This is a genomic window from Pseudomonas bijieensis (assembly GCF_013347965.1).
Classification (GTDB): domain Bacteria; phylum Pseudomonadota; class Gammaproteobacteria; order Pseudomonadales; family Pseudomonadaceae; genus Aquipseudomonas; species Aquipseudomonas bijieensis.
The window spans coordinates 3,054,175-3,080,401 of record NZ_CP048810.1; the positions used below are offsets into that span (position 1 = coordinate 3,054,175).

Genomic DNA, 26,227 nt, shown 5'->3' on the forward strand with positions numbered 1-26,227 from the left:
CTAGAACTCCCGAGCCATTTCGCGACGCACTGTGTCCGGGCAGACCAGTGCCTTGACGCAGGCCAGCAATTCGCGGCTGTCGGCGGGCTTGAGCAGCACTGCGTCGAAGGTGAGGTCCTTCGGATAGCCCTCCGGTCTGCGTGGCGGGACCGCTGAGTAAAGCATCACGGGCAGATGATCCCAACGCTCGCGCACCTGGCGCAGCAGCTCCCAACCGTCCATGCCGGGCATCATCTGGTCGCTGATCAACAGGTCGACCGATTGTTCATCCAGGCAGGCCAAGGCGTCTTCGCCGTTCGCCGCCATGCTCACGTCAAAACCGTAACCGGCCAGCAGGTCGTAGAGCCATTCGCTGTTCTGCTCGATGTCGTCCACCAGCAGGACATGCTTGCCCTGGCCATCGAACGGCGTGACGTTGTTGTCGACGATACCGTTTTCCAGGTCGTGTTCCTGGGCGCAATTCAGTTGCAGACGAAAACTGAAGTGGCTGCCCTGCCCGGTGGCCTGGGGTTCGAGGCGGCTGTCCATGCGCTCCAGCAGTTGGGTGACGATGGACAAACCCAGCCCGCTGCCTTCATAGCGTTGCGCATTGCGACCGCGACGGAACGGTTGCAGCAGTTGTTCGAACTCTTGCGGGTCGATGCCGATTCCGGTGTCGATCACACTGAAGCGAAGTTCCACTGTGTCAGGAGCCGCCCCGGGGCAGGCGCTCACTTCGAAACGGATCTGGCCGTTGCGGGTGAATTTTGCCGCGTTCGCCAGGAGGTTCATGAGGACCTGTCGAAGGCGTTTGAAATCGGCCTCCACCAGCGGCGGCAGGTCATCCGCCAACACCGCCTCGAACGTGTTGCCCTGGCGCGCGGCAAGAAAGCCCGCCTCGTCTGCGATCTCTTTCAGGAAACCGTACAAATAGCCTGCGGCGAGGGTCAGTTGCATTTGCTCCAACTCGCCACGGGAAAATTCGAGCATCTCGTCGATCAGCTCCAGTTGCTGGCGGGCGTTGCGCTCGATCGTGGCCTGATAGTCGCGGTTGGGCCCGGCGTGCAACAGGCGCGCATAGTCGATGATGCGCACCAGCGGCGAGCGCAGGTCATGGCTGATGCGGGCCATCAACGCACTGCGGGCCGCCAGGGATTCGCGCAACTGCGCCGTGCGCAGCGCCACGGTGCTTTCCAGGCGTTCGTGCTCGGCCTGGCGTTGTTGTTCGAGGCTGGACAGGGCGTGTTTTTCCCGGTTGCGGCTGCGGCTGACTTCCATGATCAATGTGCACACCAGCAACGCCACGCCCGGCAACGTGGACGATAAGCTGTATTTGCTTTGCGGCGACTGCCAGAGCAACTGTTCCTGGGGGAAGAAATACCGCATCGACAATTGCGCAAGCAGCAGCCCGGGTACCAGCCAGGCCATCCAGTTGTAGCTGAGCCGCCCGCGCCAGGCCATGAACAGCGTGGCAAACAGCGCACCGTAGAAACTCAACATGGATATCTGGACTATCTGCGCACCCTGGACCGGATCGACCTTCAGCCACCAGAGTCGGCCGAAGACACAGCCCAGCAAAGGTATCCAATAGCTCCAGCCAACGACTTTGGGCAATCGGGAAACCTGTAGCAGCACACGCATGTAGGCCAGAAAAAGAACGAATGCGATCGCGCTGGTGCAGACCAGCAGCTCGCGTGTCCAGCCCAGCGCCGCCGGCCAGTAGATCAGGTAGCCGTTCAAGATGCAGGTCAGCAGGATGTAGCTCAGCACCGCCCCCGCATTCACGGTGAGCAGTCGAGAGCGGAGAATCCAGCCGACGATGAGGCCGAACGGGACGACCAGCAGGACGATGCCCAAGGTGAGCCCATCGCTCAGGTAAGTCCGTTGCTGACTGCGCAGCAGCGCCGGTTCGGCCCACAACTGCGGCTCCAGCAGCATCTGGAAATTGCTTGCCACCCGGACGTACAACGTGACGTTCCGCCCTGCCGCCAGCGTGACCGGAAACGCCGGCTGACGTACCGCCGGCTGCGGCCATTCGGCCAAGGGATGGGCAACTCCGGCATGGGCATCACGCCCCGGTTGGTAGACGCGAATGTCCTCCAGGCGCGGAGCCCCGACCACCAGCAAGCGCGAACACGCCACGGGGCTTGAGTTGGTGAGCTGCACTTTCAACCAGAAGGCCGAGCGGCTATAGCCTTGCGTCGGCCAGCTCGCGGTTGCGGCGTTGAATTGCGTATCGGGCAGTTGAGCGACTTGCTCCAGGCTCAAGCTGGCCTGGGTGTCTTCGAAAATGTTTATGGCGGGCATCAGGTCCAGGTGGTCAGCCTGGCAGACATCCACGGGCGCCGCGCGTAACAGGCCTGCGGGCAACATCGCCATCGCCAGCAATAGCACCTGTAGAAGCCGCATCAGGCGTGCCCGGCCGACTCTGCATCGGCAACGCCCAGGGTTTGCTGGCGAAACTGGCTGGGGGTCATGCCGATGCGCTGGCGAAAGGCGGTGGTGAAGTTGCAGGCATTGCGAAAGCCCACCAGATCGGCAACGTCCTGCACGCTCAGGGCGCTTTCGGACAGCAACGCCTGGCCGCGCCGCAATCGCGCGTCGCGAATGTAGGCGAACACGGTCAGTCCCAGGTGTTCGCGAAATATCCGCGAGAGACGTTTCTCATGGGTGCCGACTTTTTGCGCCAGTTGCACCAGCGAAGGCATGTCGTCGAGGTGTTCGTCAATCAAGCGCATCACGACCCGCAGCACGATCTCGTCGCCCTGCGGCTCCGGGTCTGCCGGGTTGTGTTGGCTGGGTGGCGGCGCGCGCCAGGTCAATTGCAGGTGGATCTTGATACGCGCCAGCACTTCCTCGGGGGCGCAGGATTTGGGGATGTAATCGACCCCGCCGACGGTCAGCCCTTCCAGGCGCTCGATTGAGCTGTTGGCCGACGACAGAAACAGGATCGGAATCTGGCGGGTCGACGGTGCCTCACGCAGAAGCCGGCACAGGCTGAAACCGTTCATTTGCGGCATGTGCACGTCCAGCACGATCAGGTCCGGACGCAATGCCAGTGCCCGCTGATAGCCCTGGTGGGCATCGCTGGCCAGGGAAATGCGCCAGGGTTGTGCCTTGAGCAGGACGAGCGTCGCACGGATATCCTCCGGGACGTCGTCGATCAGCAGAATATGCGGCGGCTCGGCCGACGCCGCGCCTTCAGCCGTAGCCGCCTGCCTTTCGTATCGTCCGTCGTCCATGCGCTACGCTCTCTTGTCGTGCGTTTGCCAATTAATTGCCGGAAAGCAAAGGTTTTGCAAAACCAATCGATGGATCGCTGAAAATCGTTATACCGATAGCGGCAGGTCCGGCAAAGACTTGAAGATGCTGGATGCCCCTGACCGCCCCACCGCTGGCGGCCTATGCTGAAACGCTTCCCCTTCGACAGGCAGGTTTTTGATGATTCAGTGCAAACGCGCCTATGAAACAGCGAGCGCCGAAGATGGCGTACGCGTCCTGGTGGACCGTTTGTGGCCGCGCAATTGTCGCAAGGATGCGCTGGCTATTGCCGAGTGGCTACCGGAGGTTGGTCCTTCTCATGAGCTGCGCAAGGCGTTCAAGGCGGGGACGGTTTCGTTCGAGCAGTTCAAGGTGGCTTATCGCAAGGAGTTGGCGGGGCGGCCGGAGCATTGGTGGAAGCTGGTGGATGTTGCGCGGGGTGGGACGCTTACGCTGGTGTATGCGGCCAAGTCGACGGTTGAGAATAATGCCGTGGTGTTGGCGCAATGGTTGGAGGATGAGGTGGAGAAGCGGGCACAGGGGAGTTCGCCGGTTTGCTACTTGTCCGAGTTTCCGGAGCTTTGAGTCACTGGACTAGCTCGCTCCCAAAATGGTCTGTGCCCGGCCAGCCACAGGGTGATGGTTGTCCTTTGGGTATGGTGCACAGCTAAGATGGCGCGCAGAGAAACCAATAGGAAGACAGCCGTGATGCAATCGCCATTTGACCCGTTGGTTCATATCGATTGGAAAACACCGGGCGGCGAGTTGCTCGGGTTGTTGCAGCATTACTATCCCGACATCGATGTGTTTACCGGCCCAGGGTTCGAGGCGTTGTTGGATGAGCTGTCCAACGAGATGCCCGAGGTCTGTTTCGAGGCGTTGGCACCCGTGTTGGCGGGTCAGGGTTATGACTTGTGGAACCTGGATGCCGGTGGCGATGATTACCGACCGGTGATTGTCCCGGTCGGTCAGCGCGAGGCGTTCGCCAAGCGCTGGCAGGGCCAGCGCGGCGAGCCGAGGTTCACCGCGAGTTTGATCGAGCCGCAGAAACCCGCCCCTGTCGCACGCAAACCGGCCAAACCCAAGCGCAGCAAGGTGAAGTGGCTGCAGGAAGTCCATGACTATCCCGGCGCCACCTATGTGCATGAATACAACTACCGCAACGGTTGGGCCGCGATTACCGAGCAGGACGAAGACCAGTGGCTGTGCTTTCTGATCGATTACAACCCATGGCCGCCCGCCGAGCAGGACATGCTCGAGCATCGAACCGATGGGGTTGATGGTGCTGACCTGACGCTCATCGATGCCAATGCCCAGCGAACGCTGTGGCGACGCCAGGTCAAGCGCGGTGATTACAGCGCAGATGACCGGTACCAATACGAGATCCGTCAGGGCGATGACATTGCGGTGTTCGGACCTGCCGACGTGCAATGGCCAGGCTTTGAAGAGCCCTGCGTGGTGGTGGGTGCCGAGGTATTCGAGCGTCAGCGCATTTACGAACCCGAGCATCTGACGCGGCTCTGGCGGATCACGGCGGACAGCAGCGAGGTGATTTTCGAGGACACCGATGACCTGACCATCCTGCCCATCGGCCCTCGCCGCTTGCTGTTCATGCAGCACAACGGCCCCAAGTGCTGGATTTGGCATCAAGACCCGCCGCACCAAACCATCGCCGCCCAACCAATGCCCGCCGACGCCTACAAGCTGCGGGCATCAACCGCGTACCTGGGGGGTGACGAGATTCTGCTGTTCAGCGAAGGCGCACGGCAGAACGTCGAGCATTCGGGTTATCAGGAGACGGTGCTGTTGGCGTGGCGCTTCAACTTCATCACCGGCGCCAAGACCAAGGCGGCGCTGGACGGTTTCGGCAGTGAACTGCGCCAGGACACACGCCTGCTCGTCACCCAGCCCAAGCAGGTCATCACCTTGCGCACGTTTCATGGGCAGCTGCATGTGGCCCGGGGGCATGGGGATTGGTGGGTGTGGAGTTATCGCGCCAATACCTTTGGCACACAGACGCTGGCGTGGTTTTGGAATCAAAACAGCAATGAAGTGGTGAAACTGACCTCAAAGGACATGCCGCGGATCAAGCCGGATGTTCGTTATGTGGCGGCACAGGATCGGTACCTGGCGTTTGAAACCGGGTTTGTGGCGCGGTTGCCGGTGTTTGACGAGATGGTTGAAGCCAAGGGGTGTGAGATCCTGGTTTTTGAGTGACGCATTTTTGCTGCGTGCGAAAAAAACAAGAAAGGGCTCCTGAGAGCCCTTTCCAGCTGACGTTACTCTATGACCGGATACCACGTCGCATAGTTATCGCTAAAGTCGTCCAGCAGAGGAAACTCCTCATTGCGGGCACCTGCCACGACTGCTTTTTTTCGCTCAAAAGCTTCTTTCATGTGCTCCTTGCAGAGCTCAGCAGAGATGTAACACAGTCCGTGCCAGCGATGGCGCCATGCGATTAACTGGCGATCGGTTTCTACGATAAAGACGGTTTTATTAAGCGACTTGCGTAGACGGGGGGCCGACTCGCCATGCAACGACCTGGGCACCCTGACTTCCTGTCCAAATTTGTCCCAGCCCGCCCATTGGCTATAAAACCTTAGCCGAGTGTCGTTGTTGATCGAGAGGAATTCATAGTAAGCGACGTCTGGCTTGGGTTGAGCCACCTCGCAATACCGGCGCATCAGCGTGGTGCTGATATTGCCTATCAGGTCTTCGGGAAGATGTTCTAAGACTTTGCGAAAGTGATGGAAATTATTGAAACCGAACTCTTTGCAGATGTGGGTCAATCGCTGGCAATACGTGTATTCGCCAATGACCGAGACTCGAGCCAATCCTTTAAGGTCGTCGACACACTCAGCAGCACTTGAACGGGACATAGCTCACTCCTTTAGCCAAATCAAAGACGTGCTTCGACTAGCATGCTGCTTGCAGTGGCTAAATAAGTGGGTAAGTTCACTTAGATTTTTCGTATTTCCCATCGCAGCAGGGAGGCTACTTGTGCCTGCACGTATAAAAACACAGAGCCACCTATGACGTAAACCACCTGATGAATCACTCGCTAACGCCGAACCATTGTGGCCAGAGCTTGCTCTCGCTCGGCTGCGCAGCAGTCGTAAAACCTGCCAACTGTTTTTCCTGGCGCGTCCGTGCTGATGGGTTTTGGGCTGCTTCGCAGATCAACGGGAATAAATCCCTTCGCCACAATTCATTGGCTCAAATACGCAGCACGCCACGAAACCCGCGCGCCGCATAATACGACTGCACGCCATTGTGGTAGATGAACACCCGACCATAGCGGTAATCGCCAAAAATCGCTCCATCGAGCGCGCGAAGTTCTGGAGGGGTTGCCAGCCAACTGGACGTCTTCGCATCAAATTCGCCAAGCTTCTGCAGGGCTCGATATTGGTCTTCCGTCAGCAGGGCGATGCCCATCTCTTCGGCCATTTCGATGGCACTGCCTTTGGGTTTGTTCTCCTTGCGCGCATCCAGGGCAGCGCGGTCGTAGCAAAGGCTGCGGCGACCGGTCGGGCTCTCCTTGGCGCAATCGCAGAAGGTAACGGCGCCGGTCTTCGGGTCGAGGCCGATCACGTCCGGCTCGCCGCCAGTGGCTTCCATGGCCTGGAGGGACTTCAGGGCATTGGGGTGATTGTCGAGCCGGGTCTGGACGTCGTCCCACTGGATGTCCGGGTGACGGTTCGGGTTTTGTTCGAAGCGGGTTTTCAGGGTTTGGATGAGGTTGTCTTGTTCTTGTTTTTTCATGGTATGGAAGTCCATGGGTGATCGGTTGCCGATTCCGCGCCTGGTTCAAGACTACCTAGGATAGACGTGCAGCAGGTCTTCACCAGAAGACCTCGCCGCTTTTTGTGGGAGCGAGCTTGCTCGCGATGGCGGTGAATCAGTCAGCAGATTGGTTGGATGTGAATCTGCTATGGCGAGCAAGTGCGTGTTTCACCCTGCCATTCGAGAAGCCTTCGGCCTCGTTTGCTCAGGTTTTTCGCACGGTATCAGCTACCTTGATAGCGTGCGCAAATCCTGTTCAAAGCGACTCGCCCACCAGGCTACCGCTGTGCCTCCCCCTGTGGATAAGCATCACTGACATTCAACGACAACTGCGCTGCCACTTCGTAGCCATCGGCCTTGCTGAAGTTCAACTGGAACTCCTGATAGGCCGGCCCGGCCAGCCAGCGGTTGACTTGCAGGTCCTGGTACCTGGAGCTCTCCCCGGGCGTGAGTTGCCCGAACAGCGGGAAGCCTGCATCAGCAAAAATCCGGTCGGCCTCGAACCAGTCCATCTCGTTATCGAACTTCACATTTGAGCCCACCGCCGCCCACGCCTCTGGCGTGACTTTCTGGCCGACGTCCAGGAAGACCACTTTGCTTTCTTTCGCGGCGATCAGGAAGGGCAAGGCAATGGGTGTCCCGGTCGAGTCGAGGAGCTTGGATTTCATACCGGCGTACTCGCCGCCACCATCTTCCCTGCGCTCCCATATTCGCCAGTCGATGACACTTTCCGGATTGAAGCTGTTGTTGGTGAGGATGATTTTGTAGCGCTGCTTGAAGAGTACGAATGGGAAATCGGCGAAGGGTTTGTAGAACGACACTTTGCTGTGTTCGGCGCCAACCCGGATGATGATCGGCGTTCTGCGGCTGGCGACGCTGTCCTGGTATTGCTGGTAGCTGAAGTAGGCAGAGGCGATGGAGACGATCAGGGCCAGTGTTGCAATGGCATCTGTCCGAGTGAGGGTTTTGAACCATTTCATCATGAGGTGGCGTGTCCAGGCGTTGGTGGCGGCTAAAAGTGGAGACATCGCGAGCAGGCTCGCTCCCACAGGAGCTCGACGGTGGACGCAATAGTGGCACTTCAGTAGCATTCGCCCACTTTATCGATCCTTCAAGGATGCCCCATGCTCGCCCTGCCTCGCTATCCTGCCCCGTTGCTAGCATTGTCCGCGTTGTTTGTATTGCTCGGCGGTTGCAGCGTCAATGGCAGTTATCCCGATGCCATCGAACCGGACGCCGCCAAGTTGCGGTTCGTTGCCAATACCAGCAACGCCACGCTGGATTATTTCGATGCCGCCCATTGCGACGGGCAAACCACGGGTATTCTCAACAATCTGCTGCTTAGCGATACCGCGCGGCGGGTGGGGATGAGCGTTCCGGCGCCCAAGGATGCCAAGGGCTACCTGGAGGTCAAGCTCAAGCCCGGTGAGCAGATTTACCTGCGCACCAACATGAACAGCGGTTATGCCGTGTGCGGCAAGGGCTTCAACTTTACCCCCGAGGCCAATGCCGAATACGAGGTGACGTTCAAGTCCGAGAAAAATTTCTGCCTGACTCAGTTGCAACGCTTGCAACGAGTCGACGGCAAGGACGTGCGCACACCGATCCCGATCCTGAAAAAAGACTTCCCCGCCTGTGCTGGCCGCAATGCGCTGTTTCCCCAGACTTACCCGGACACGCCTCATCGCCTGGAGCTGATGAACCGGGTCATCGATAAAAGCCTGGTCGTCACCGTGAAGACGGATCCGGCCAAGGAGAAAGTCGAGAGCTATTCGCCAGAGAAACTGGACACGCTGATCAGCGAACGCAAGGCCAAGCTCGGCTTCGACCTGCCGCCTGACTACTGGACGCTGTACCGGGAAAACCTGAAGACGTTTGGCGATGATATGGCGCAGAACAAGGCGCGCTCGCTGGAACGCTTCAAGGACGAATACCAGGTGCGCCTGCGGCAGGTGAAGGACGAGCAACTGGAACAGTGGGCATTGCCCAAAACCGCCAACGCCAAGCCGGAAAAGGCCGAGATCGATCTGGACGTCGCGATGATGGTGGAGTACTTCCGGATCGGGAATGGGGTGACGGGCGAAGCAGTAGGTCATCATCTGGAGCGGATGGCGCAGATGGATGAGCGTTACGGGGTATGCGCGCGGTTTGCCGAGTGCTGGAAGCGCAACTAGCAAGACCGCTGCCCCCGAATGCCGGATGTCCCGTGGTCACGATCGCCTGTTCGGCGGTTGCTTTGCACGAGACGAAGTTCTGCGGTGACATTCCGGCATGGGCAGCTATGGTGAAGTAACCCATTGGCGGCATCACTGAACATGAGGCCTGTATGAGGAACTTCACGATCCAGCGCATCGACCATATCGTCCTGCGCGTAAAAGACATCGAGCGCAGCCTGGCTTTCTATACCTCGGTGCTCGGTTGCGAGCTCAAGAAGCGCCGGGACGATCTTGGCATGGTCCACCTTGGCACCGGTGTTTCGATGATTGATCTGGTGGCTGTCGATGGGCCGCTTGGTCGCGAGGGTGGGCCAGCGGCTGGCAAGCAAGGGAGAAATGTCGACCACATCTGCCTGCGCATCGAGCCGTTCGATGAACAAGCCCTCCTCGCTCATTTGGCCTCAGTTGGCCTGAATGTTGAGAAAGCGCAGATGCGCTATGGCGCGGAGGGTAAGGGCTGGTCGATCTACTGCTTAGATCCGGATGGTAATCAGATTGAGCTGAAGGGACCGGCGCTGGAGCCTTGAGCTTCAACTTGGCAGGAACCGCAGGGCACAAAATCTGTGAACCCGGCGATCAAAAACTGTGGGAGCGAGCTTGCTCGCGATGGCGGTGAATCAGTCAGCAGATTGGTTGGATGTGCCGCCGTCATCGCGAGCAGGCTCGCTCCCACAGGGGATCGGGAAAAGCCATGGGGGGTTATTGCGCCGTCAACTCAACCGCACCCCGAATCCGCTGCAGCATATTGATCAAATGCAACCGCATCGACGCCCTCGCCGCCTCGGCATCATGGCGCGCCAGTGCGGCATAAATCTGCTCTCGCTCGCGAACCACCAACGCCCGATGCTCAACCGTGACGGCAGGCCCGGCCTGTTGCACGACCGCGATCAATGCATTGCCCACATGGGCCATGGCGTCGATGAAGAAGCTGTTGCCGGTGCACTGGGCGATCTGCAAGTGAAATTCGAAATCCACCCGGGTGCTTTCGTCATCCGCCGCCTCAAGAGCATTCGCCGTATCCAGCGTTTCGCGCATCGCCTGCAGCTGTTCCGGCGTGGAACGTTGTGCGGCAATGCCCGCCGCTTCCACTTCCAGACTCAGGCGCAGTTCGATCACGGCCAGTGCGTCGTAGGCGCCGCCCTTGACGTGTTTGCTGCCCTGGAAGTCCCCGGGGCGGGCGGTGTCGACCACGAAGGTGCCGATGCCGTGACGGGTTTCGACCAGGCCTTCGGCCTGCAGCCGCGACATGGCTTCGCGCACCACTGTCCGACTGACGCCGCGCTCCTTGATGATCACCTGCTCGGTCGGCAGCTTGCTGCCCGCGGGCAGCTCGCCGGCCAGTATCTGCTGCGTCAGGTCGACCACCAATTGCTGAGTCATGCTCAAGCGTCGATCGGGTGTGACACGGTCCATTGCACCTATCCATTAAAGCCAGACGATCGCGGCATTATAGCCGCGACCTTGCGCTAAAACTCACTATAATGCCCGCTGATCACACTAGAGCACGCCGATGACGGATCAAGCGTTATCTCCACTGAACAAGCCGCGCCGCCTCGCCGAAACACTGGTCGACCGCTTTGCCCAGCGCATGCGTGAAGGTGTTCTCAAGCGCGGCGAAAAGCTCCCCACCGAAGTGCACATCATGGAGGCCGAAGGCGTCAGTCGTTCGGTGGTCCGCGAAGCACTGTCGCGCTTGCAGGCAGCGGGGCTGGTGGAGACGCGGCATGGCGTCGGCACCTTTGTCCTGGACATGCCGGCACCGGAGGGTTTCACCCTGGGGCCGGCGACCATTGCCACGTTGTCGGATGTGCTCAACCTGCTGGAGTTTCGCCTGAGCCTGGAAGTGCAGGCCGCTGGCATGGCCGCCGAGCGCGCGACGCCTGAAGCCCTGGCCGAACTGGCCCAGGCGCTGGAGGCGCTGCTGCAAGGGCCGGAGAAGTCCGGTACCACCATCAATGCCGATTTCCAGTTCCATCTGAAAATCGCCAAGGCCGCCGGCAATTACTACCTGATCGACATCATGAAGCACCTGGGCACCAAGCTGATCCCGCGTACGCGCATGAACTCCGCCTACTCCGGGCAAAGTGATCGCAGCGCTTACCTGCAAGGGATCAACGCCGAACACCAGCAGATCTTCGACGCCATCGCCAGTGGCAATGTCGATGCGGCGCGGGCGGCCATGTACCTGCACTTGAGCAATAGCCGCATGCGCCTGTGTGAAACCCAGCAACGCCAGGCTTTCTACAACGAATAAATGCTCACTGATCCTGTGGGAGCGAGCCTGCCCGCGATGGCAGTGGGTCAGTCAACATGGATGCCAGCTGATCCGACGCTATCGCGAGCAGGCTCGCTCCCACAGTTGATCTCAGTGCTCCAACAACTTAGAAGAAGTTGTATTGAATGCCGACTCGCAGCCGCAACTGCCGATCACTGTCGACCGAGTTGACCTTGATATCGCCCACTTCGAAAAACGGCGCCCAGCGCTTATCCCACTTGTACTTGACCACGGCATTCTGTTCATAGTCGTCAGTGCCGCCGTTATAACGGATGTAGTTGGCATCGAAGTACGTCAGTTGATATTCATACGCCCACGGCCCCTGGTTGGCATAGTTGATGTACACGTCGTAGCGATGGATCTTCTGGTCGTCCTGGCCGTTGTCCGGTACGTCATGGTCAACCTTGTCGCGGTCGAGCTTGGATGAATCGTAACGGTAGCGTCCGGCAATGCTCAGCTCCTTGGTGATCTTGTAACCCAGGCGCATGCCCATCTTGTAGGTGGTGGATTCCTCGTCGCTTTCCATGGCGAACGAGGGCGTCAGCGTCCAGCGGTCATTGAGCTTGTGCTGGTAATTGACGGTGAATTCATGGCCGCTGCCGACGGTGTTGTCGAAGGCGACGTCTTCACGATCACCGGCGGTCTTGTACTTGAGTTCACCTTCGAGCCCCACGCCGTTGTCCAGCCGCATGCCGAACTTGGCGCGGTCGGCGTGCATGCGGGTTTGTTCCGCATACTGGTGGCGTACGTTGATGTAACCGGTATCGGCCACGGCAACCACTGAAGTGAACAAGGAAACGAGGGACAGCACGACGAGTGTCTTTTTCATGTTTTTTATTCTTGTTAGTTGAATGATTAGTTGGGTTGAACGCCAAATCACAGGCGAGCGCGTGCGCAGCAGTGAAACCTGCGGTTCAACGTCTTCTGCGGGTTAAAACAATTGCAACGAACGCCTTACTTCAGACAGCGATAGGTATTCGCTGTATGTCGCGACTGGCTTGCACCAGCAAACGGGTGTACGCATGGGCGGCGCCATCGCTCGCCAGGAACTGACTGTCGAGCGTCTCCACCACCCTGCCCTGCTGCATCACCGCCAGCCGATCACACAAATGCGCCACCACTGCCAGGTCATGGGTGACCATGAGGTAGGTCAGCCCTTCCTGGCGGCGCAAGTCGGCCAGCAGGTTGAGGATTTCCGCCTGCACCGAGACGTCCAGCGCCGAAGTCGGTTCGTCCAGCAACAGCACCCGGGGACGCAGGATCAGCGCCCGGGCTATCGCCACCCGTTGGCGCTGGCCACCGGACAACTGGTGCGGGTAGCGGAAGCGGAAACTGTCGTTCAAACCGACCTTGCGCAGAATCTCGCTGACTTTCTGTGCACGCCCATCGATGCCATGGATGCGCAGCGGTTCTTGCAGCGCGGCATCGACGGTGTAGCGCGGGTGCAACGAGGCATACGGGTCCTGGAACACCATCTGCACGGTGCGGTAGTGGTTCAGTGGCAAGTTGCGAGTCACCGCTTGGCCGGCGACCCGCAGTTGCCCGCTCCAGTGCTGGTACTGCCCGGCCAGGCAACGCAGCACGGTGGTCTTGCCCGAACCGGACTCCCCCACCAGACCAAATGCCTCGCCTTCGGCCACGCTCAAATCAACGTCGTGCAATACCGCGTTCAGTGCCGCGCCCGTGCCAAAACTGAGGTTCAGGCCGGTGATTTCAATCATGCTCATGACAGGCTCCTCAAACGTTCAACCAGAGTGGGTCGCGCTGCAGCACCGGCAGCGTGGCGCGCGGATGGTCCAGGCTCGGCAATGCGGCCAACAGGCCTTGGGTGTAGGGATGGACGGCTTGGTCCAGGTTGGCGGCGGCAATGGACTCGACCACGCGACCGGCGTACATCACCAGCACGCGGTCACAGAAATGCCGCACCAAATTCAAATCGTGACTGATGAAAATCAGCCCCAGGTCCCGCTCGCTGACCAACTCTTCCAGCACGTTGAGCACCTGCCGGCGCACCGACACGTCCAGGGCCGAGGTGGGTTCGTCGGCGATGATCACCTGGGGATCGGTGATCACCATCATGGCGATCATGATCCGCTGGCCCATGCCGCCCGAGACTTCATGGGGGTACAGGTCATAGACCCGCCGGGGGTCGCGAATGTGCACCTTGGCGAGCATGTCCAGGGCGCGTTCGCGGGCCTCGCGATGGGGCACTTTGTGATGGGCCAGATAGGCCTCGGCGATTTGTTCGCCGACCCGCACCACCGGGTTCAGCGAGTACTTGGGGTCTTGCATGATCATTGACATGCGCGCACCGCGAATCGCCTGGATCTGCTTTTCGCTGGCGGCCAACAGGTCGATATCGGCGAAGCGCAATGTCTTGGCGGTGACCCGCGCCGTCGGTGGATGCAGACGCAAAAGACTGCGGCCGACGGTGGATTTGCCCGAGCCGGATTCGCCGACGATGGCGAGTTTCTCCCGGCCCAGGGTGAACGACACGTCACGCACGGCCAGGGAGGTTTTGCCGGCGTTGCGGAATTCCACGCACAAATCCTGTACCGCAAGTTTTATCTCAGTCATGGGGCTGCTCCTCAGGATTGGCTGCGGGGGTCGAGGACGTCACGCAAGCCGTCGCCCAACAGGTTGAAGGCCAGGCTGACCAGCATGATCGCCGCACCGGGCGCGGCCACCAGCCACCAGCTTTCGAGCATGTAGCGCCGCCCGGTGGAAATCATCGCGCCCCACTCCGGCAACGGTGCCTGGGCGCCGAGGCCGAGAAAACCCAGGGCGGCGGCGGTGAGGATGATGCTCGCCATGTTCATGGTCAGGCGGATGATCACCGACGACAGGCACATCGGGATGATGTGACGCAGGATGACCCGGGCACTCGACGCGCCCTGTAGCTGCACCGCGACGACGAAGTCAGCGTTGCGCAATGGCAGGGTTTCGGCGCGGGCGAGCCGGGCAATCGGCGGCCAGGCGGTGAGTGCGATGGCGATTACTGCGTGCTCCAGTCCCGGGCCGAGAGCGGCGATGAACGCCAATGCCAGGACCAGGCTGGGGAACGAGATGAAAATATCGGTGATGCGCATGAACAGGCTGTCGACCCAACTGCCGAAGTAGCCGGAAACCGTGCCGACCAACAGGCCGATGGGACCGACGATCACCGTCACCAGCAAGACGATGTACAGCGTGATGCGCGAGCCATACACCAGCCGGGCGAAAACATCGCGACCGTATTCGTCAGTGCCGAACCAGTGCGCGCTGCTCGGTGCCTGCAACGCGCCGGCGAGGTTCTGCAACAGCGGATCGTGGCCGGCGATCCAGGGCGCGAAAGCCGCGACCAGCATCAGGGTCGAGACCACGACCAGGCCAGCGAAGGTCATCGGGTTGCGCAGCAAAAAACGCAGCAGACGCAGGGTGCTGGCGGCCATCGCTGCGGTACTGGAAGCGGGCAGCGCGGCGGCGCCGGGTGCGCTGGAAGCCAGGGGCAGGTTCATTAGCGAGTCCTCGGGTCGAAGATCTTGTACAGCGCGTCGCTGATCAGGTTCAGCGTCACGAAGATGAGGCCGATCAGCAGCACGCAAGCCATCACCGCGTTCATGTCACCGAGCAGCAAACTGCTGGTCAGGTACTGGCCGAAGCCCGGCCAGGCAAACACGGTTTCGATCAACACCGCGCCCTCCAGCAGACCGCCGTAGGCCAGCGCGACGATGGTCAACAGCTGCACGCGGATGTTGCCGAAGGCGTGGCCCCAGACAATGCGCCGCTGGGACAAACCCTTGACCCGGGCGGTGATGATGTACTCCTGGGACAGTTGCTCGAGCATGAAGCTGCGGGTCATGCGGCTGATGTACGCGACCGAGTTGAAACTGAGGATCACCGCTGGCAGCAGGATGTGCCGTAACGCACTACGAAAGGCCTCCCAGTCGCCGGACCAGGCCGTGTCGATCAACAACAGCCCGGTGTGTTTCGGGATCAGCCCGTCATAAGCCAGGCCGATCCGCCCGACGCCACCGGCCCAACCCAGCCAGGCGTAGAACACCAGGAAAGCCATCATGCCGATCCAGAAAATCGGCGTGGAATAACCGAACAGCGTGATCAGTCGCGCGATATGGTCCCCGGCGCGGCCTTGGTGGGTCGCGGCGTAGACACCCAGCGGCAGGCCCGCCAGCACACCGAACAGAATCGCCAGGGTGGCCAGTTCCAAGGTGGCCGGGAAGACTCGGGCAATGTCGGTGATGACCGGGTTGCCGGTCAGCAATGCCATGCCGAAGTCACCGTGCAGCAGGTCGCCTAAATAGATCGCGAACTGGGTCCACAACGGTTTATCCAGGCCCAGTTCCTGGTACACCTGGGCATAGGCCGAGGCGTCGGCGTCCGGGCCGACGATGGCCAGCACCGGGTCCAGCGGCATCACTCGCCCGATGAAAAAGGTCAGCAGCAGCAACCCCAGCAGCGTCACCGCCACCGAGCCGCCGCGCCGAGTCGCCGAAACGGCCCGGGTGCTCCAGATTGAAAAGGATGCAGTCGACATGTTCATTCCTGCCTTGGCCCTGTGGCCGTCGATTTCAGCGCTGCTTGTAAACGTCCCGAAGACGTGTGGTGGCGGCGGTGTGGCCAATGTAGTTGCGCACATCCGCATGGATCACCACTTCGTCCACCATCTGTGAGACCGGCATGATTGCCCCGGCCTGTTGGTCGTAGAGGGTCTGGATCTGCGCGTAGATTTCGCGTTGGCGCTCGGGGTCACGCTCGCGCTCGGCCTGCTCGATCAGTTGATTGAGCTGCGGATTGAAGAACGAGGTGCGCCAGCCCTGGAAGTTGCTCAGCTTGGCTTCGGTGCGGTTGTCCGGGTTGTAGACCAGGGCACGCAGGCTCGAATGCGGATGACGCTCCGCCCCACCGCCGCCACGACCGACGAGGATGTCGAACTGGCGGTCGCGCATCGCCCCATAGATCTGGTTGCCGGTGCCGGTGATGATCGTCGCCTGGATACCGGCCTGGGCCAGTGTCGCTTGCAGGCTGGTGGCGATGTTGATAAACGGCGGATCGGTCAGCGAGCGAATGCTCACCTTGAAGCCTTCGGCATGCCCCGCCGCTGCCAGCAGGCGCTTGGCCTCGGCCACGTCCAGGCGATAACCCGGATCGTCCAGACGCGCCGGCAACCCCAGTTGCAACGGTCGCTGATTGATCACGCCGTAGTGCGGCATCACCACGTCATTGATGCCTTGGTAATCGATCAGCAGGCGGATGGCCTGGCGCACGCGGATGTCCTGGAACACCGGCTGCTGCATGCTCATCGCCACGTAGTACAACGTGCCGCGGGCGATGCTCTGGATGCGCACTTCATCGACCTTGCCCAACGCCTTGATGTCGGTGGCGGCCATGCCCCGAGCGACGTCCAGGTCACCGCGCTCGACCATCAGGCGCAGGGCCTGGGACTCGGTCATGTTGCGCATGATCACCCGACGCAATTTCGCAGGACCACGCCAATAGTCCTCATTGCGACTCATCAGGATCACATCGTTGGCGCGCCAGATGTCGAGCTTGAACGCGCCGGAGCCAGCCGTGTGGGTCGCCAGCCACGCCGCGCCTTGGTCGTCGCCGACCTGATGTTGCAAGGCGACACTGCGATCGATGATGAAGGCACTGGGCGAGGTCGCCAGGGTGTTGAGTACCAGCATCGGGTCGGTGCTGCGCGGCAACTCCATGACAAAGGTGTGCGGCCCTTCGGCGCGCATCAGTTTGACGACGTTGTCGGCGGTGAAACCGTAGGCTTTCCAGGTGGAAGCCAGGGCGCGGTTGAGGGTGACTACGCGCTGCAATGACCAGGCGACGTCATGGGCGGTGAGCGGTGCGCCGGAGTGGAACCGCACGCCATCGCGCAATTGGAAGGTCAGCCGCATGCGGTCGGGGCTGACTTCCCAGGTTTTCGCCAGGGCGGGGATCAGCGTGTCCGGCTGCGCCGCGTCCTGCTCCAGGAGCATGTCATAGACATTGGCGTTGACTTCGGCGACCTCCAGCCCCGTCGCCGCGGCAGGGTCCAGGGACAGCAGGTTGATCATGCTCATGCCCACCACCAATTGGTCGGGGGGCGTTTCGCCTTGGGCCAGGCTGACGGGCACCTGCACGGCGCACAGGGCCACGGTGACACACAGCAGCCTGGTCAGGCGCTTGGGCCAGAGTTTCATGGTTCAGTCCTTTCTTATATTTATAAAGACTTTGTTGCCCGGGCAGCCATCAGCCTCAGGCGTGGAACAGGATCAATGTCGCGACAGGGTGTTGGCTTCGATATACGCGAAGTTGATGTCCTCGCCCAACCCGGGCCGATCGGACAGGTGCACAAAACCGTCGGCGTCCATGGGGTCGACGATGCTGTTGAGGTGCGCCGGGACTTCTTCGTAGTCGAGGAACGGGTGCAGCAGGCCACGCTCGTACCAACGACAGTTGCTGATGGCGCCAACTACCGCCAGGTTCGCCGCGCCATTGCCGTGGACTTCGCAATCCATGCCGAACGACTCGGCCAAGTGCGCCACCTTCAGGCACGGCCCGATCCCCCCGACCCCGGCCACGCCGGCGCGCAGGATGTCACAGGACTTCTGGGTCACCCAACTGGCGCGGCTGTGGAACTTGCCGGCGATACTTTCCGGGCCCAGCACCGGGATGTCCAGGTTGGCCGCCAACCACGCATAGGACTCTGCCGAGTCCTCCATCATCGGTTCTTCAAACCAGGCGAAATTCAGTTCCTGTAGCGCCTTGCCGATGGTCAGCGCATCCATGCGGCTGTACCAGTGGTAGCCGTCGAGCATCAACGCGATGCTGGGACCGACCGCCTCACGCACGGCGGCGCAGGCCTGGATGTCCATTTGTGGATTCGGCGCGAAGGAAATCGGCGGCATCCAGGTGTGCAACTTGATGGCCTTGTAGCCGCGCTGGACCAGTTTCTCGGCGAACTGGCCGTACTCGTCCGGCGTCGACAACCCACCCGGCAAATCGTCGCCGCACATCGTCGAGCCGTATGCCGGGACCTTGTCGCGATAGCCGCCAATCAACTTGTGCACCGGCAACTTGAGCTTACGCCCGGCCAAGTCCCACAACGCCTGCTCCACCAGCGCCAGCGCCCGGTCGGTGAACTGCCCGGCACTGCCGCGCTGCCAGTGCGCCAGGTCTTGCCAGATGCTTTCGCGGTCCATCGGGTCGCGACCGACCAGCACTTTGCGCACGAAGGATTCGATGATGTGCGGACGAATCAACTCCGGCGGACCAAAGGCATAACCCTCGGAGCCATCGTCACAACCGATTCGCAGCAAGGCCATCTTGATCATGACCTCATCGCCCGGATGGGCGTGACCGGCGCTGTCCTGGGCGCGGCGCGAAGGGGTGGAAAAGACTTCGACGTGAACGCCTGTGATTCTCATAGAGGGAGCACCCTGTTGTTATTGTTTATTTGTATGTCGTCATACAACGTGACGGATTATTCTGACGTTTCACGTAGGCTGTCAACACACAAACTCAATAAAATTACGGACAGAAGCGATTCCACACGCAAATGAGGTTATTTTTCTTGAAGTGAATCTAGAATGTCGTCATACCACAAAGCAAAAATGATACGACTCTTCGCGGGAGGGCCGCGACGACTGGAAGACGGGAAACCTGTGGGAGCGAGCCGGCTCGCGATAGCGGTCTGTCTGGGTCGGTGATGTTGGATGTGCAGCCGTCATCGCGAGCAAGCTCGCTCCCACAGAGGGCGGCAGCGGGCACTGGATCTGTGAATCGTTCGTCGGGTGATTTTTCCCCTAGACTTGTTGCTGTTTGCTGTACGCCGGGCTTCGAAGAGGCCCGTACGATAAATACAAATGCAAAGGGAATTTCGCAATGCTCAAACCTGTGTGGAAAGCACTCGCCTGCACTCTGGCTTTCGGGGCGTGGGGCACGCTCATGGCCGCTGAGCCGATCGTCATCAAATTCTCCCACGTGGTGGCCGAACAAACGCCCAAGGGCCAGGGCGCGTTGATGTTCAAGAAGCTGGTGGACGAACGACTGCCGGGCAAGGTGAAGGTCGAGGTGTATCCCAACTCCACGCTGTATGGCGATGACAAGGAGTTGGAAGCCTTGCTCCTTGGAGAGGTGCAGATCATTGCGCGGTCGCTTGCCAAGTTCGATCAGTACACCAAAACCGTGCAATTGTTCGACTTGCCGTTCCTGTTTGACGACATCAACGCAGTGGACCGTTTTCAACAGAGCCCCGAAGGCCAGAAGTTGCTCAAGTCCATGGAAAGCAAGAACATTACCGGCCTGGCCTATTGGCATAACGGCATGAAGCAGCTATCGGCCAACAAGCCCCTGCGCCAGCCCGAGGATGCCCGCGGCCTGACGTTCCGGATACAGACCTCCGCGGTGCTGGAGGAGCAGTTCAAAGCGGTGGAAGCCAACGCCAAACCGATGATTTTCTCGGTGGTGTACCAGGGTTTGCGCACCGGTTTGGTCAACGGCACGGAAAACACCTATTCGAACTTCTACAACCAGAAGCTCAATGAAGTGCAGAAATACGTCACCGAGTCCAACCACGGCGTCCTCGATTACATGCTGATCACCACGTCGGACTTCTGGAACGGCCTGCCGCCGGATATCCGTAGCGAACTGGACAAGATCGTGGTCGAATCCACCGCCTATGCCAACAAGGAAGCGGAACGATTCAACCAGCAGGACAAGCAGCATGTGCTAGACGCCAAGACCACCGAGATCATTGCCCTCACGCCGCAGGAGCGTAATGCCTGGCGCGACAAGATGAAACCGGTGTGGGCCAAGTTCGAAAATCAGATCGGGCCGGATTTGATCAAGGCGGCCGAGGCTTCCAACAAGGCCCAGTGATGTAACAAGGCCCAGTACGGTCCCGTGGCGAGGGGAGCTTGCTCCCGCTGGGCTGCGCAGCAGCCCCAACACCTTACTTGACACACCGCGACCTCAGGTTTTGGGGGCTCTTCGCACCCCAGCGGGAGCAAGCTCCCTCGCCACAAAAGTAGGGTTGCCACGATGCCTCCCCATCCCAGCAACCCGGCACATTGCGCTATGATCCCCGCCTCGCCCTGAACAGAGCTTTTTCCCGCGAATGTTGCCGTCCACTCCCGACACCATCCCCCTGCCCCCCCGTCCTGATCGGCCCGCTGTTACGGCGGCTGGAGCCTGCGCGCCTGGTGATGTGGCTGGTGGGGACGCAAGCGTTGGCGTTGACGCTACGCATTGACGGTGTCGGCGACCTGGCACTGGATGCGTCGCGCTGCACCGTGGTGCCGGTGGGGCAGCGGGCGTTTGTGCACTTGATCGATGTGATGCTCGACACTCCCCTGCCCCAGGACGTGGCGATTGACTACGACCTGCTGGTGGACGGCGCCCCCATCGCCGAGTGGGCACCACATCTGTTGTATGACGGCGCACAATGCCCGAACTTCATGTTGCACTCGCGCATCGAGCAATTGGTCCACGGCTCCTGCCGCAAACCCCACTACCCGGCCAACGACGGCCTGCTTTGCGTCGACCGGCTGTTGGCGAAAGCCCCGGCACAACGCCCGGCCCTGCTGATGATGAGCGGCGACCAAGTCTATGCCGACGACGTCGCCGGGCCCATGCTGCGGGCGATCCATGGGCTGATCGAGCGCTTGGGGCTGTTCGAGGAATGCCTTGAGGGTGCCGTGGTGCAAGACAGCGCCAAGCTCTATCGACACCCGGCCAGTTATTACCATCGCGCCGATCTGTTACCGGCACTGGAAAGCAACGAAACCCTGCGCGAGCGATTTTTCGGTGGGGCACGCAAGCCGATTTTCACCAGCAGCAGCGCCGACAATCATCTGGTGACCTTCGCCGAGGTCATGGCGATGTACCTGCTGGTGTGGTCGCCGGTGCCCTGGACGCTGATCGCTGTGCAGCCGCCCGAGTTGACCGTCGAGCGGCGCCAGCGCTACGACCTGGAACAGCAACGCATCGATGCGTTCAAGACCGGGCTGGGCGGCGTGGCGCGAGTGTTTGCACACTTGTCGTGCCTGATGATTTTCGATGACCATGACATTACCGATGACTGGAACCTGTCCGCACAGTGGGAGGAAACGGCCTACGGTCATCCGTTCTCCAAGCGCATCATCGGCAACGCCTTGATCGCCTACATGCTCTGCCAGGGCTGGGGCAACAACCCCGATGCCTTTGCGGACGTGCTCGCGCAAACCCTGGCCCTGAGCGACACCGCCCGGGACCACTACCTCGACAGCGAACCCCAGGACAAACTGATCAACACCCTGCTGGGGTTCCAGCGCTGGCATTACGTGTTGCCAAGCACCCCGGCCCTGGTGGTGCTCGACACTCGTACCCGCCGCTGGCGCAGCGAGAACAACCTCAAGCAGCCTTCCGGCCTGTTGGATTGGGAGGCCTTGAGCGAGTTGCAGCAGGAGTTGTTGGACCATCCGTCAGCGATCATCGTCTCACCGGCACCGATCTTCGGCGTGAAGCTGATCGAAACCGTGCAGCGGGCGTTCAGTTGGTGCGGTTATCCGCTGTTGGTGGATGCGGAAAACTGGATGGCCCATCGCGGCGCGGCCCAGGTGATCCTGAACATTTTCCGCCATTCGCGTACCCCCGGTAATTACGTGGTGCTGTCAGGGGACGTGCATTATTCCTTTGTCTACGAAGTGTTGATCCCACACCGCAAGGGCGGTCCGCGTATCTGGCAGATCACCAGCAGCGGCATCAAGAATGAATTCCCGCCCGTGCTGCTGGAATGGTTCGATCGCCTGAACCGCTGGCTCTACTCGCCGCGTTCGCCCCTGAACTGGTTCACCAAGCGCCGGAGCATGCGCATCGTCCCCCACACCCCGGAACACGCCGAAGCGGGCGAACGGTTGTGGAACAGCGCCGGTATTGGCCAAGTGTTTTTCAATGACCAGGGCCAGCCCGCGCAAATCTACCAGCACAATGCCAACGGCCAGCCACCGACGCGAATGTTGCCACCGAAACCACCGCAACCCTGAAGAACACTCGGACAACTGTGGGAGCGAGCCTGCTCGCGATGACGGCGGCACAGCCGACATCATCAGTAACTGACCCACCGCCATCGCGAGCAGGCTCGCTCCCACAGGGGATTGGGGGGAGTGTCCAAAACTCAGAACGCCAATTGCAGGGACTGCTGGCCTTCCAGGCTCAGGAGGAACTGTTTGGCCGCCAGGCCGCCAGCAAAGCCGGTGAGGCTGCCGGAGCTGCCGATGACCCGGTGGCAAGGGGCGATGATCGAGATGGGGTTGCGGCCATTGGCGGCGCCGACGGCCCGAACCGCCGTCGGTTGGCCGATCTGGATGGCGATGTCGCGGTAGCTGCGGGTTTCTCCGAAGGGGATGGACAACAGGGCCTGCCAGACCCGGATCAGGAAATCAGTGCCCGCGAAGTCCAGCTCCAGCTCGAAACGACGGCGCTGGCCGGCGAAGTATTCGAGCAACTGACGCTCGGTTTCCTTGAGGACCGGATGCTGAATGTCCTCCTCCAACGGCCCGAGGCGCACCCGATTGAGCCGCTCGTTTTCCCACAGGATGGCCGCCAGTCTTGTCTCCCGGGCGACGAGGATCAGTTGGCCGACGGGGGGATGGGATGGTTTTGTACAGAGGCAACATCGGGGGATTCCTTATCAAAGCCTTTGTGGCGAGGGAGCTTGCTCCCGCTGGGTTGCGAAGCGACCCTAAACTTGGCACCGCGGTGTGTCAGATTATCAGTTGGGGCTGCTTCGCAGCCCAGCGGGAGCAAGCTCCCCTCGCCACAGGGTTCTCACCGGCCCCGTCAGCTCAACAACCCCAACGCCTTCGCCCGCGCCACCGCTTGGGTGCGGCGCTCCACGCCGAGCTTGCTGTTGATGTGGCTGGCGTGGGTCTTGACCGTGTGCAGCGAGATGAACAATTGCTCGCTGATCTCCTGGTTCGAACAGCCTTGGGCAATCAGTTGCAACACCGCCCGCTCGCGACTGCTGAGGGTTTCCACGGGCGCCGTCGGGTCGGCAGGCTGGGCCGCCGTCGAGGGAAGGCGTTCGAGCAGATGATCGCGCAAGGAACTGGGTGGTGCGTGCAGCAGTTGTTCGCGCAACCATTCACGGTGCTCGCCGAACAACCATTCGAAAGGCTGCAACACGCCGCCGCTGGCGGCTTCGAAAGCCTGGGCCAGGGTCCGTCGGGCTTCGGGTTCGCGCCCGATACTCAGCAGCAAGGCGACTTTCTGGTTGAGGGCCATCACGCTGAGCATCTGCCGGCCGGTTTGTTGACCGTGTTCAAGCAAGGCATCGAGCCGTCCTTGGGCGAGCATCGGTTGACCCCGGATGGACTCCAGCACCGCCTGCTGCAGTTCCACATGCAAGGGCAGTTGCGGGTGGAATTCCGGTGGCGCGGCAGCCCGCTCGCCCGTGTAGGTCTGGCCCAGACGGGCCAGCCAGGCGTCCGCCAGGTCGGTGCGCCCCTGGGCCAGCCAGAGTTCGCATTTGACCAGGGTGATCATCGCCAGATAGTAGATCGGCGGAACGTCCCAGATGTGCATCAGGCGCTCGGCCTCAGCCAGTTCGGCGAAGGCACGGGCGAACTCGCCACGGTAGCCCTCGATGCGCGCAATCACGCAATGACCGATCAGCACGCTGATGTCGCGGCAGGCGCGGGCTTCGGTGAGGCCCGCCTGCAACCGCGCAAGGCCGGCCTGGGGTTGCATGCGCAAGGTCAGCAGGAAACCTTCGTACATGATCAACCGCGCCCGCACCGCATAGAGCCGCTGGGGCGACAGCGCGTGCAAACGTTGCAGGCCCTGGTGCACTTCATCCAGCGCCCGCAGGATCTCTCCCCGCGCTTGCAAGACCCGGGCACGATCGTAATGGGCCAGGGCCTCGAACAGTGGGTTGCCGACCCGCTGCGCCAGCTCCAGGGAGTCACGGTTCAGGTTCCGCGCACGCCACAGGTCGCCGTCGGCAATCGCCAGGTTCGACAGCGTGGACAGGCACATCAGGCGCTGGCCGTAGCGTTTATGGGGCAGGCTCTCCAGGGCTTCGCTGCAATAACGCACGGTGGCCTCGCGATCCCCGCGGCCACGGGCGACGATCCCACTCAGGGCCAGCCATTGGGCGAGCATGGATTTTTGCGCGGTGGCCGAGGGGGCCGGCAGGAAACGACTCAAGTGCGCCGCCAGCTCTTCGGCCGCGTCCAGTTGGCAGGCCAGGCCCAACGCCCAGCTATAGAGCACGATCAGCCGCGGGGTGCTGATGAGCAGGCTGTCGGGCAAGTCCATTTTCCAGCGCAGCAACATGCCGACGTTCTGTTCGGCCAGCAGTTGCTCCTCCGAGAGGTTCTGCACCAGGTTCGCCGCCACGTCCAGGTGCCCGGCCCGCAGGGCCTGTTCCACGGCTTCGTCGATCAGGCCCTGGGCGTTGAACCAGCGACAGGCCCGCAGATGCAGGGTCGCGGCCGGCACCATGGCCGGCGCACTGGGACGACTGCGCAGAAGGTCGGAAAACAGGTGGTGGTAACGGTACCAATGACCGTGCTCGTCCAGCGGCACCAGGAACACCTGGTGGGCCGCCAGGTAACGCAGGATTTCGGCGCTGTCATGGGCCTCGCGCACCGCGTCACACAGTTCGCTGCAAAAGCGTTCCTGGGGGGCCGTGTCGTAGAGAAACGCCTGGACCTCGGTGGGCAGGCAGTCGATAACCTCTTCGAGCAGGTAATCGCGAATCAGCCCTTCACCACCGTGCAGGGCCTGGGGCAGCAAACCTTCGGTCCCGGCTTCGGAAGCGGCGAGCAGCCAGAAACGCAGCCCGGCCACCCAACCTTCGCTACGCTGGATGAGGTTTTCCAGCGCCTCACCGCGCAACGAACTGCTGTGATGCTGGAGCAGGGTCAGGGCTTCGTCATGAGTCAGGCGCAGGTCTTGCTCATTGAGTTCGAGCAGTTGCCGGGACAGGCGCAGGCGCGCCAAATGCCAGTCCGGGCGCTGACGGCTGGTGACGAGCACCAGCAGACCGTCGGGCAGGTGATTGAGGAAAAACTGTAGGCAGCGATCCAGCACCTGGCTTTGCGCCAGATGGTAGTCGTCGAGGACCAACAGCAAGGGTTCGCGGGGCGATAAATGCGTGGACAGTTCGTCCAGCAGACCGTCGAGCCATTCTTCGAAGGCGAACGGTTGATGGCGCTGGCGCATTTTCAGCAGCCCCAGTGCCCGACCGCCCAGTTGCGGGAAAAACGCCTGGAGCCCTTCGAGTAGCCGTTCCAGGAACCGCCCGGGGTCGTTGTCCCGGGCGCTGAGCCCCAGCCAGAGGCTCTGCCAATGGGCCGGCAGGCCCTGGCAGAACTCCACCGCCAGGGAGCTTTTACCGAACCCCGCCGGGGCACTGACCAACAGTAACCGCCCGCCGAGCCCTGCGCTCAAACGCTCGCACAACCGCGGCCGCACAACGTGACCGTCGGGCAAGGGCGGGCGGTAGAAGCGCCCGTCCTGTACCGCGATGGCTGCGCGGGCAGAATCCGGAAGTGAAGACAAATCAGTCATGGCCGGCTCTTGTTGAAATGCGGGTGGCGGCGTTGCAGATGTCCGCAGACTAGCGGTAAACGAGGACGTATTGAAGGGAGTGCTACAAATGGCTACAAAAAGACTACAAGCCGATTGACTTGAAAAATTCAGGCAGCCACCGCTCTTGTGGCGAGGGAGCTTGCTC

Annotated in this window: 22 protein-coding genes; 7 read left to right on the top strand and 15 right to left on the bottom strand. The window is 61.0% G+C overall.

Annotated features, from left to right (window positions below; genetic code table 11):
- Both GN234_RS13415 and GN234_RS13420 read right to left on the bottom strand, forming a co-directional pair.
- Positions 1-2,388, bottom strand: coding sequence for a hybrid sensor histidine kinase/response regulator (locus GN234_RS13415; RefSeq protein WP_176688601.1), 2,388 nt, complete (start codon positions 2,386-2,388; stop codon positions 1-3).
- Positions 2,388-3,221: a response regulator transcription factor gene (locus tag GN234_RS13420; protein WP_176688602.1), complete on the bottom strand. Its 834-nt coding sequence runs from the start codon at positions 3,219-3,221 to the stop codon at positions 2,388-2,390. The genes GN234_RS13415 and GN234_RS13420 overlap by 1 nt, the downstream gene beginning before the upstream one ends.
- A gap of 199 nt (positions 3,222-3,420) precedes the next feature.
- Here GN234_RS13420 and GN234_RS13425 point away from each other — a divergent pair, with 199 nt between their 5' ends.
- Together GN234_RS13425 and GN234_RS13430 are read left to right on the top strand one after the other, a co-directional pair.
- Positions 3,421-3,825 (top strand): DUF488 domain-containing protein, encoded by a 405-nt coding sequence (locus tag GN234_RS13425; RefSeq protein WP_109753592.1) that lies wholly within the window; start codon positions 3,421-3,423, stop codon positions 3,823-3,825.
- A gap of 123 nt (positions 3,826-3,948) precedes the next feature.
- Positions 3,949-5,457, top strand: a complete 1,509-nt coding sequence (locus GN234_RS13430) for a hypothetical protein (protein WP_176688603.1) — start codon at positions 3,949-3,951, stop codon at positions 5,455-5,457.
- Between the two features lie 62 nt (positions 5,458-5,519).
- Here GN234_RS13430 and GN234_RS13435 read toward each other — a convergent pair whose 3' ends face one another.
- From GN234_RS13435 to GN234_RS13445, 3 genes are all read right to left on the bottom strand, one after another.
- A complete protein-coding gene (locus tag GN234_RS13435; RefSeq protein WP_109753590.1) occupies positions 5,520-6,119 on the bottom strand; it encodes a hypothetical protein in 600 nt (199 codons plus the stop codon).
- Between the two features lie 337 nt (positions 6,120-6,456).
- On the bottom strand, positions 6,457-7,002 hold the full coding sequence (locus GN234_RS13440) for a DUF4256 domain-containing protein (RefSeq protein ID WP_176689589.1): 546 nt from the start codon (positions 7,000-7,002) through the stop codon (positions 6,457-6,459).
- Positions 7,003-7,301: 299 nt separating this feature from the next.
- The gene (locus GN234_RS13445; RefSeq protein WP_176688604.1) at positions 7,302-8,072 is read right to left on the bottom strand and encodes a hypothetical protein; all 771 of its coding nucleotides are present in this window, start codon (positions 8,070-8,072) and stop codon (positions 7,302-7,304) included.
- Positions 8,073-8,147: 75 nt separating this feature from the next.
- Between GN234_RS13445 and GN234_RS13450 the strand changes: the two genes are divergently transcribed.
- Positions 8,148-9,197, top strand: coding sequence for a hypothetical protein (locus GN234_RS13450; RefSeq protein WP_176688605.1), 1,050 nt, complete (start codon positions 8,148-8,150; stop codon positions 9,195-9,197).
- A gap of 152 nt (positions 9,198-9,349) precedes the next feature.
- Positions 9,350-9,766, top strand: a complete 417-nt coding sequence (locus GN234_RS13455) for a VOC family protein (protein ID WP_176688606.1) — start codon at positions 9,350-9,352, stop codon at positions 9,764-9,766.
- A 172-nt stretch (positions 9,767-9,938) separates the two neighbouring features.
- Here the strand turns inward: GN234_RS13455 and GN234_RS13460 are convergent, their stop codons facing one another.
- Entirely contained in the window at positions 9,939-10,652 is a 714-nt protein-coding gene (locus tag GN234_RS13460) for a FadR/GntR family transcriptional regulator (RefSeq protein WP_176688607.1), read from the bottom strand.
- A 97-nt stretch (positions 10,653-10,749) separates the two neighbouring features.
- Here GN234_RS13460 and GN234_RS13465 point away from each other — a divergent pair, with 97 nt between their 5' ends.
- Positions 10,750-11,493, top strand: a complete 744-nt coding sequence (locus GN234_RS13465; RefSeq protein ID WP_109753581.1) for a FadR/GntR family transcriptional regulator — start codon at positions 10,750-10,752, stop codon at positions 11,491-11,493.
- 127 nt (positions 11,494-11,620) lie between these two features.
- Here the strand turns inward: GN234_RS13465 and GN234_RS13470 are convergent, their stop codons facing one another.
- From GN234_RS13470 to GN234_RS13500, 7 genes are all read right to left on the bottom strand, one after another.
- Entirely contained in the window at positions 11,621-12,343 is a 723-nt protein-coding gene (locus tag GN234_RS13470) for an oligogalacturonate-specific porin KdgM family protein (protein ID WP_109753580.1), read from the bottom strand.
- A gap of 130 nt (positions 12,344-12,473) precedes the next feature.
- Positions 12,474-13,241, bottom strand: coding sequence for an ABC transporter ATP-binding protein (locus tag GN234_RS13475; protein ID WP_176688608.1), 768 nt, complete (start codon positions 13,239-13,241; stop codon positions 12,474-12,476).
- 10 nt (positions 13,242-13,251) lie between these two features.
- The gene (locus tag GN234_RS13480) at positions 13,252-14,091 is read right to left on the bottom strand and encodes an ABC transporter ATP-binding protein (protein ID WP_109753578.1); all 840 of its coding nucleotides are present in this window, start codon (positions 14,089-14,091) and stop codon (positions 13,252-13,254) included.
- An 11-nt stretch (positions 14,092-14,102) separates the two neighbouring features.
- A complete protein-coding gene (locus tag GN234_RS13485) occupies positions 14,103-15,011 on the bottom strand; it encodes an ABC transporter permease (protein WP_176688609.1) in 909 nt (302 codons plus the stop codon).
- Positions 15,011-16,048 (bottom strand): ABC transporter permease, encoded by a 1,038-nt coding sequence (locus tag GN234_RS13490; RefSeq protein ID WP_176688610.1) that lies wholly within the window; start codon positions 16,046-16,048, stop codon positions 15,011-15,013. The genes GN234_RS13485 and GN234_RS13490 overlap by 1 nt, the downstream gene beginning before the upstream one ends.
- 34 nt (positions 16,049-16,082) lie before the next feature.
- Positions 16,083-17,705, bottom strand: coding sequence for an ABC transporter substrate-binding protein (locus tag GN234_RS13495; RefSeq protein WP_109753575.1), 1,623 nt, complete (start codon positions 17,703-17,705; stop codon positions 16,083-16,085).
- 72 nt (positions 17,706-17,777) lie between these two features.
- Positions 17,778-18,932 carry a mandelate racemase family protein gene (locus tag GN234_RS13500; RefSeq protein ID WP_109753574.1) on the bottom strand — a complete coding sequence of 385 codons (1,155 nt, stop codon included), beginning with the start codon at positions 18,930-18,932 and terminating at the stop codon, positions 17,778-17,780.
- A gap of 457 nt (positions 18,933-19,389) precedes the next feature.
- On the opposite strand from GN234_RS13500, the gene GN234_RS13505 reads away from it, so the two are divergent.
- Both GN234_RS13505 and GN234_RS13510 read left to right on the top strand, forming a co-directional pair.
- Positions 19,390-20,385, top strand: coding sequence for a TRAP transporter substrate-binding protein (locus tag GN234_RS13505; protein ID WP_176688611.1), 996 nt, complete (start codon positions 19,390-19,392; stop codon positions 20,383-20,385).
- Between the two features lie 326 nt (positions 20,386-20,711).
- Complete coding sequence (locus tag GN234_RS13510; RefSeq protein ID WP_233459550.1) at positions 20,712-22,529, top strand: alkaline phosphatase D family protein; 1,818 nt, start codon at positions 20,712-20,714, stop codon at positions 22,527-22,529.
- A 131-nt stretch (positions 22,530-22,660) separates the two neighbouring features.
- Here GN234_RS13510 and GN234_RS13515 read toward each other — a convergent pair whose 3' ends face one another.
- Positions 22,661-23,170, bottom strand: coding sequence for a methylated-DNA--[protein]-cysteine S-methyltransferase (locus tag GN234_RS13515; protein ID WP_233459551.1), 510 nt, complete (start codon positions 23,168-23,170; stop codon positions 22,661-22,663).
- Positions 23,171-23,325: 155 nt separating this feature from the next.
- Positions 23,326-26,061: a LuxR C-terminal-related transcriptional regulator gene (locus GN234_RS13520; RefSeq protein WP_116831488.1), complete on the bottom strand. Its 2,736-nt coding sequence runs from the start codon at positions 26,059-26,061 to the stop codon at positions 23,326-23,328.
- Between the last annotated feature and the right edge of the window lie 166 nt (positions 26,062-26,227).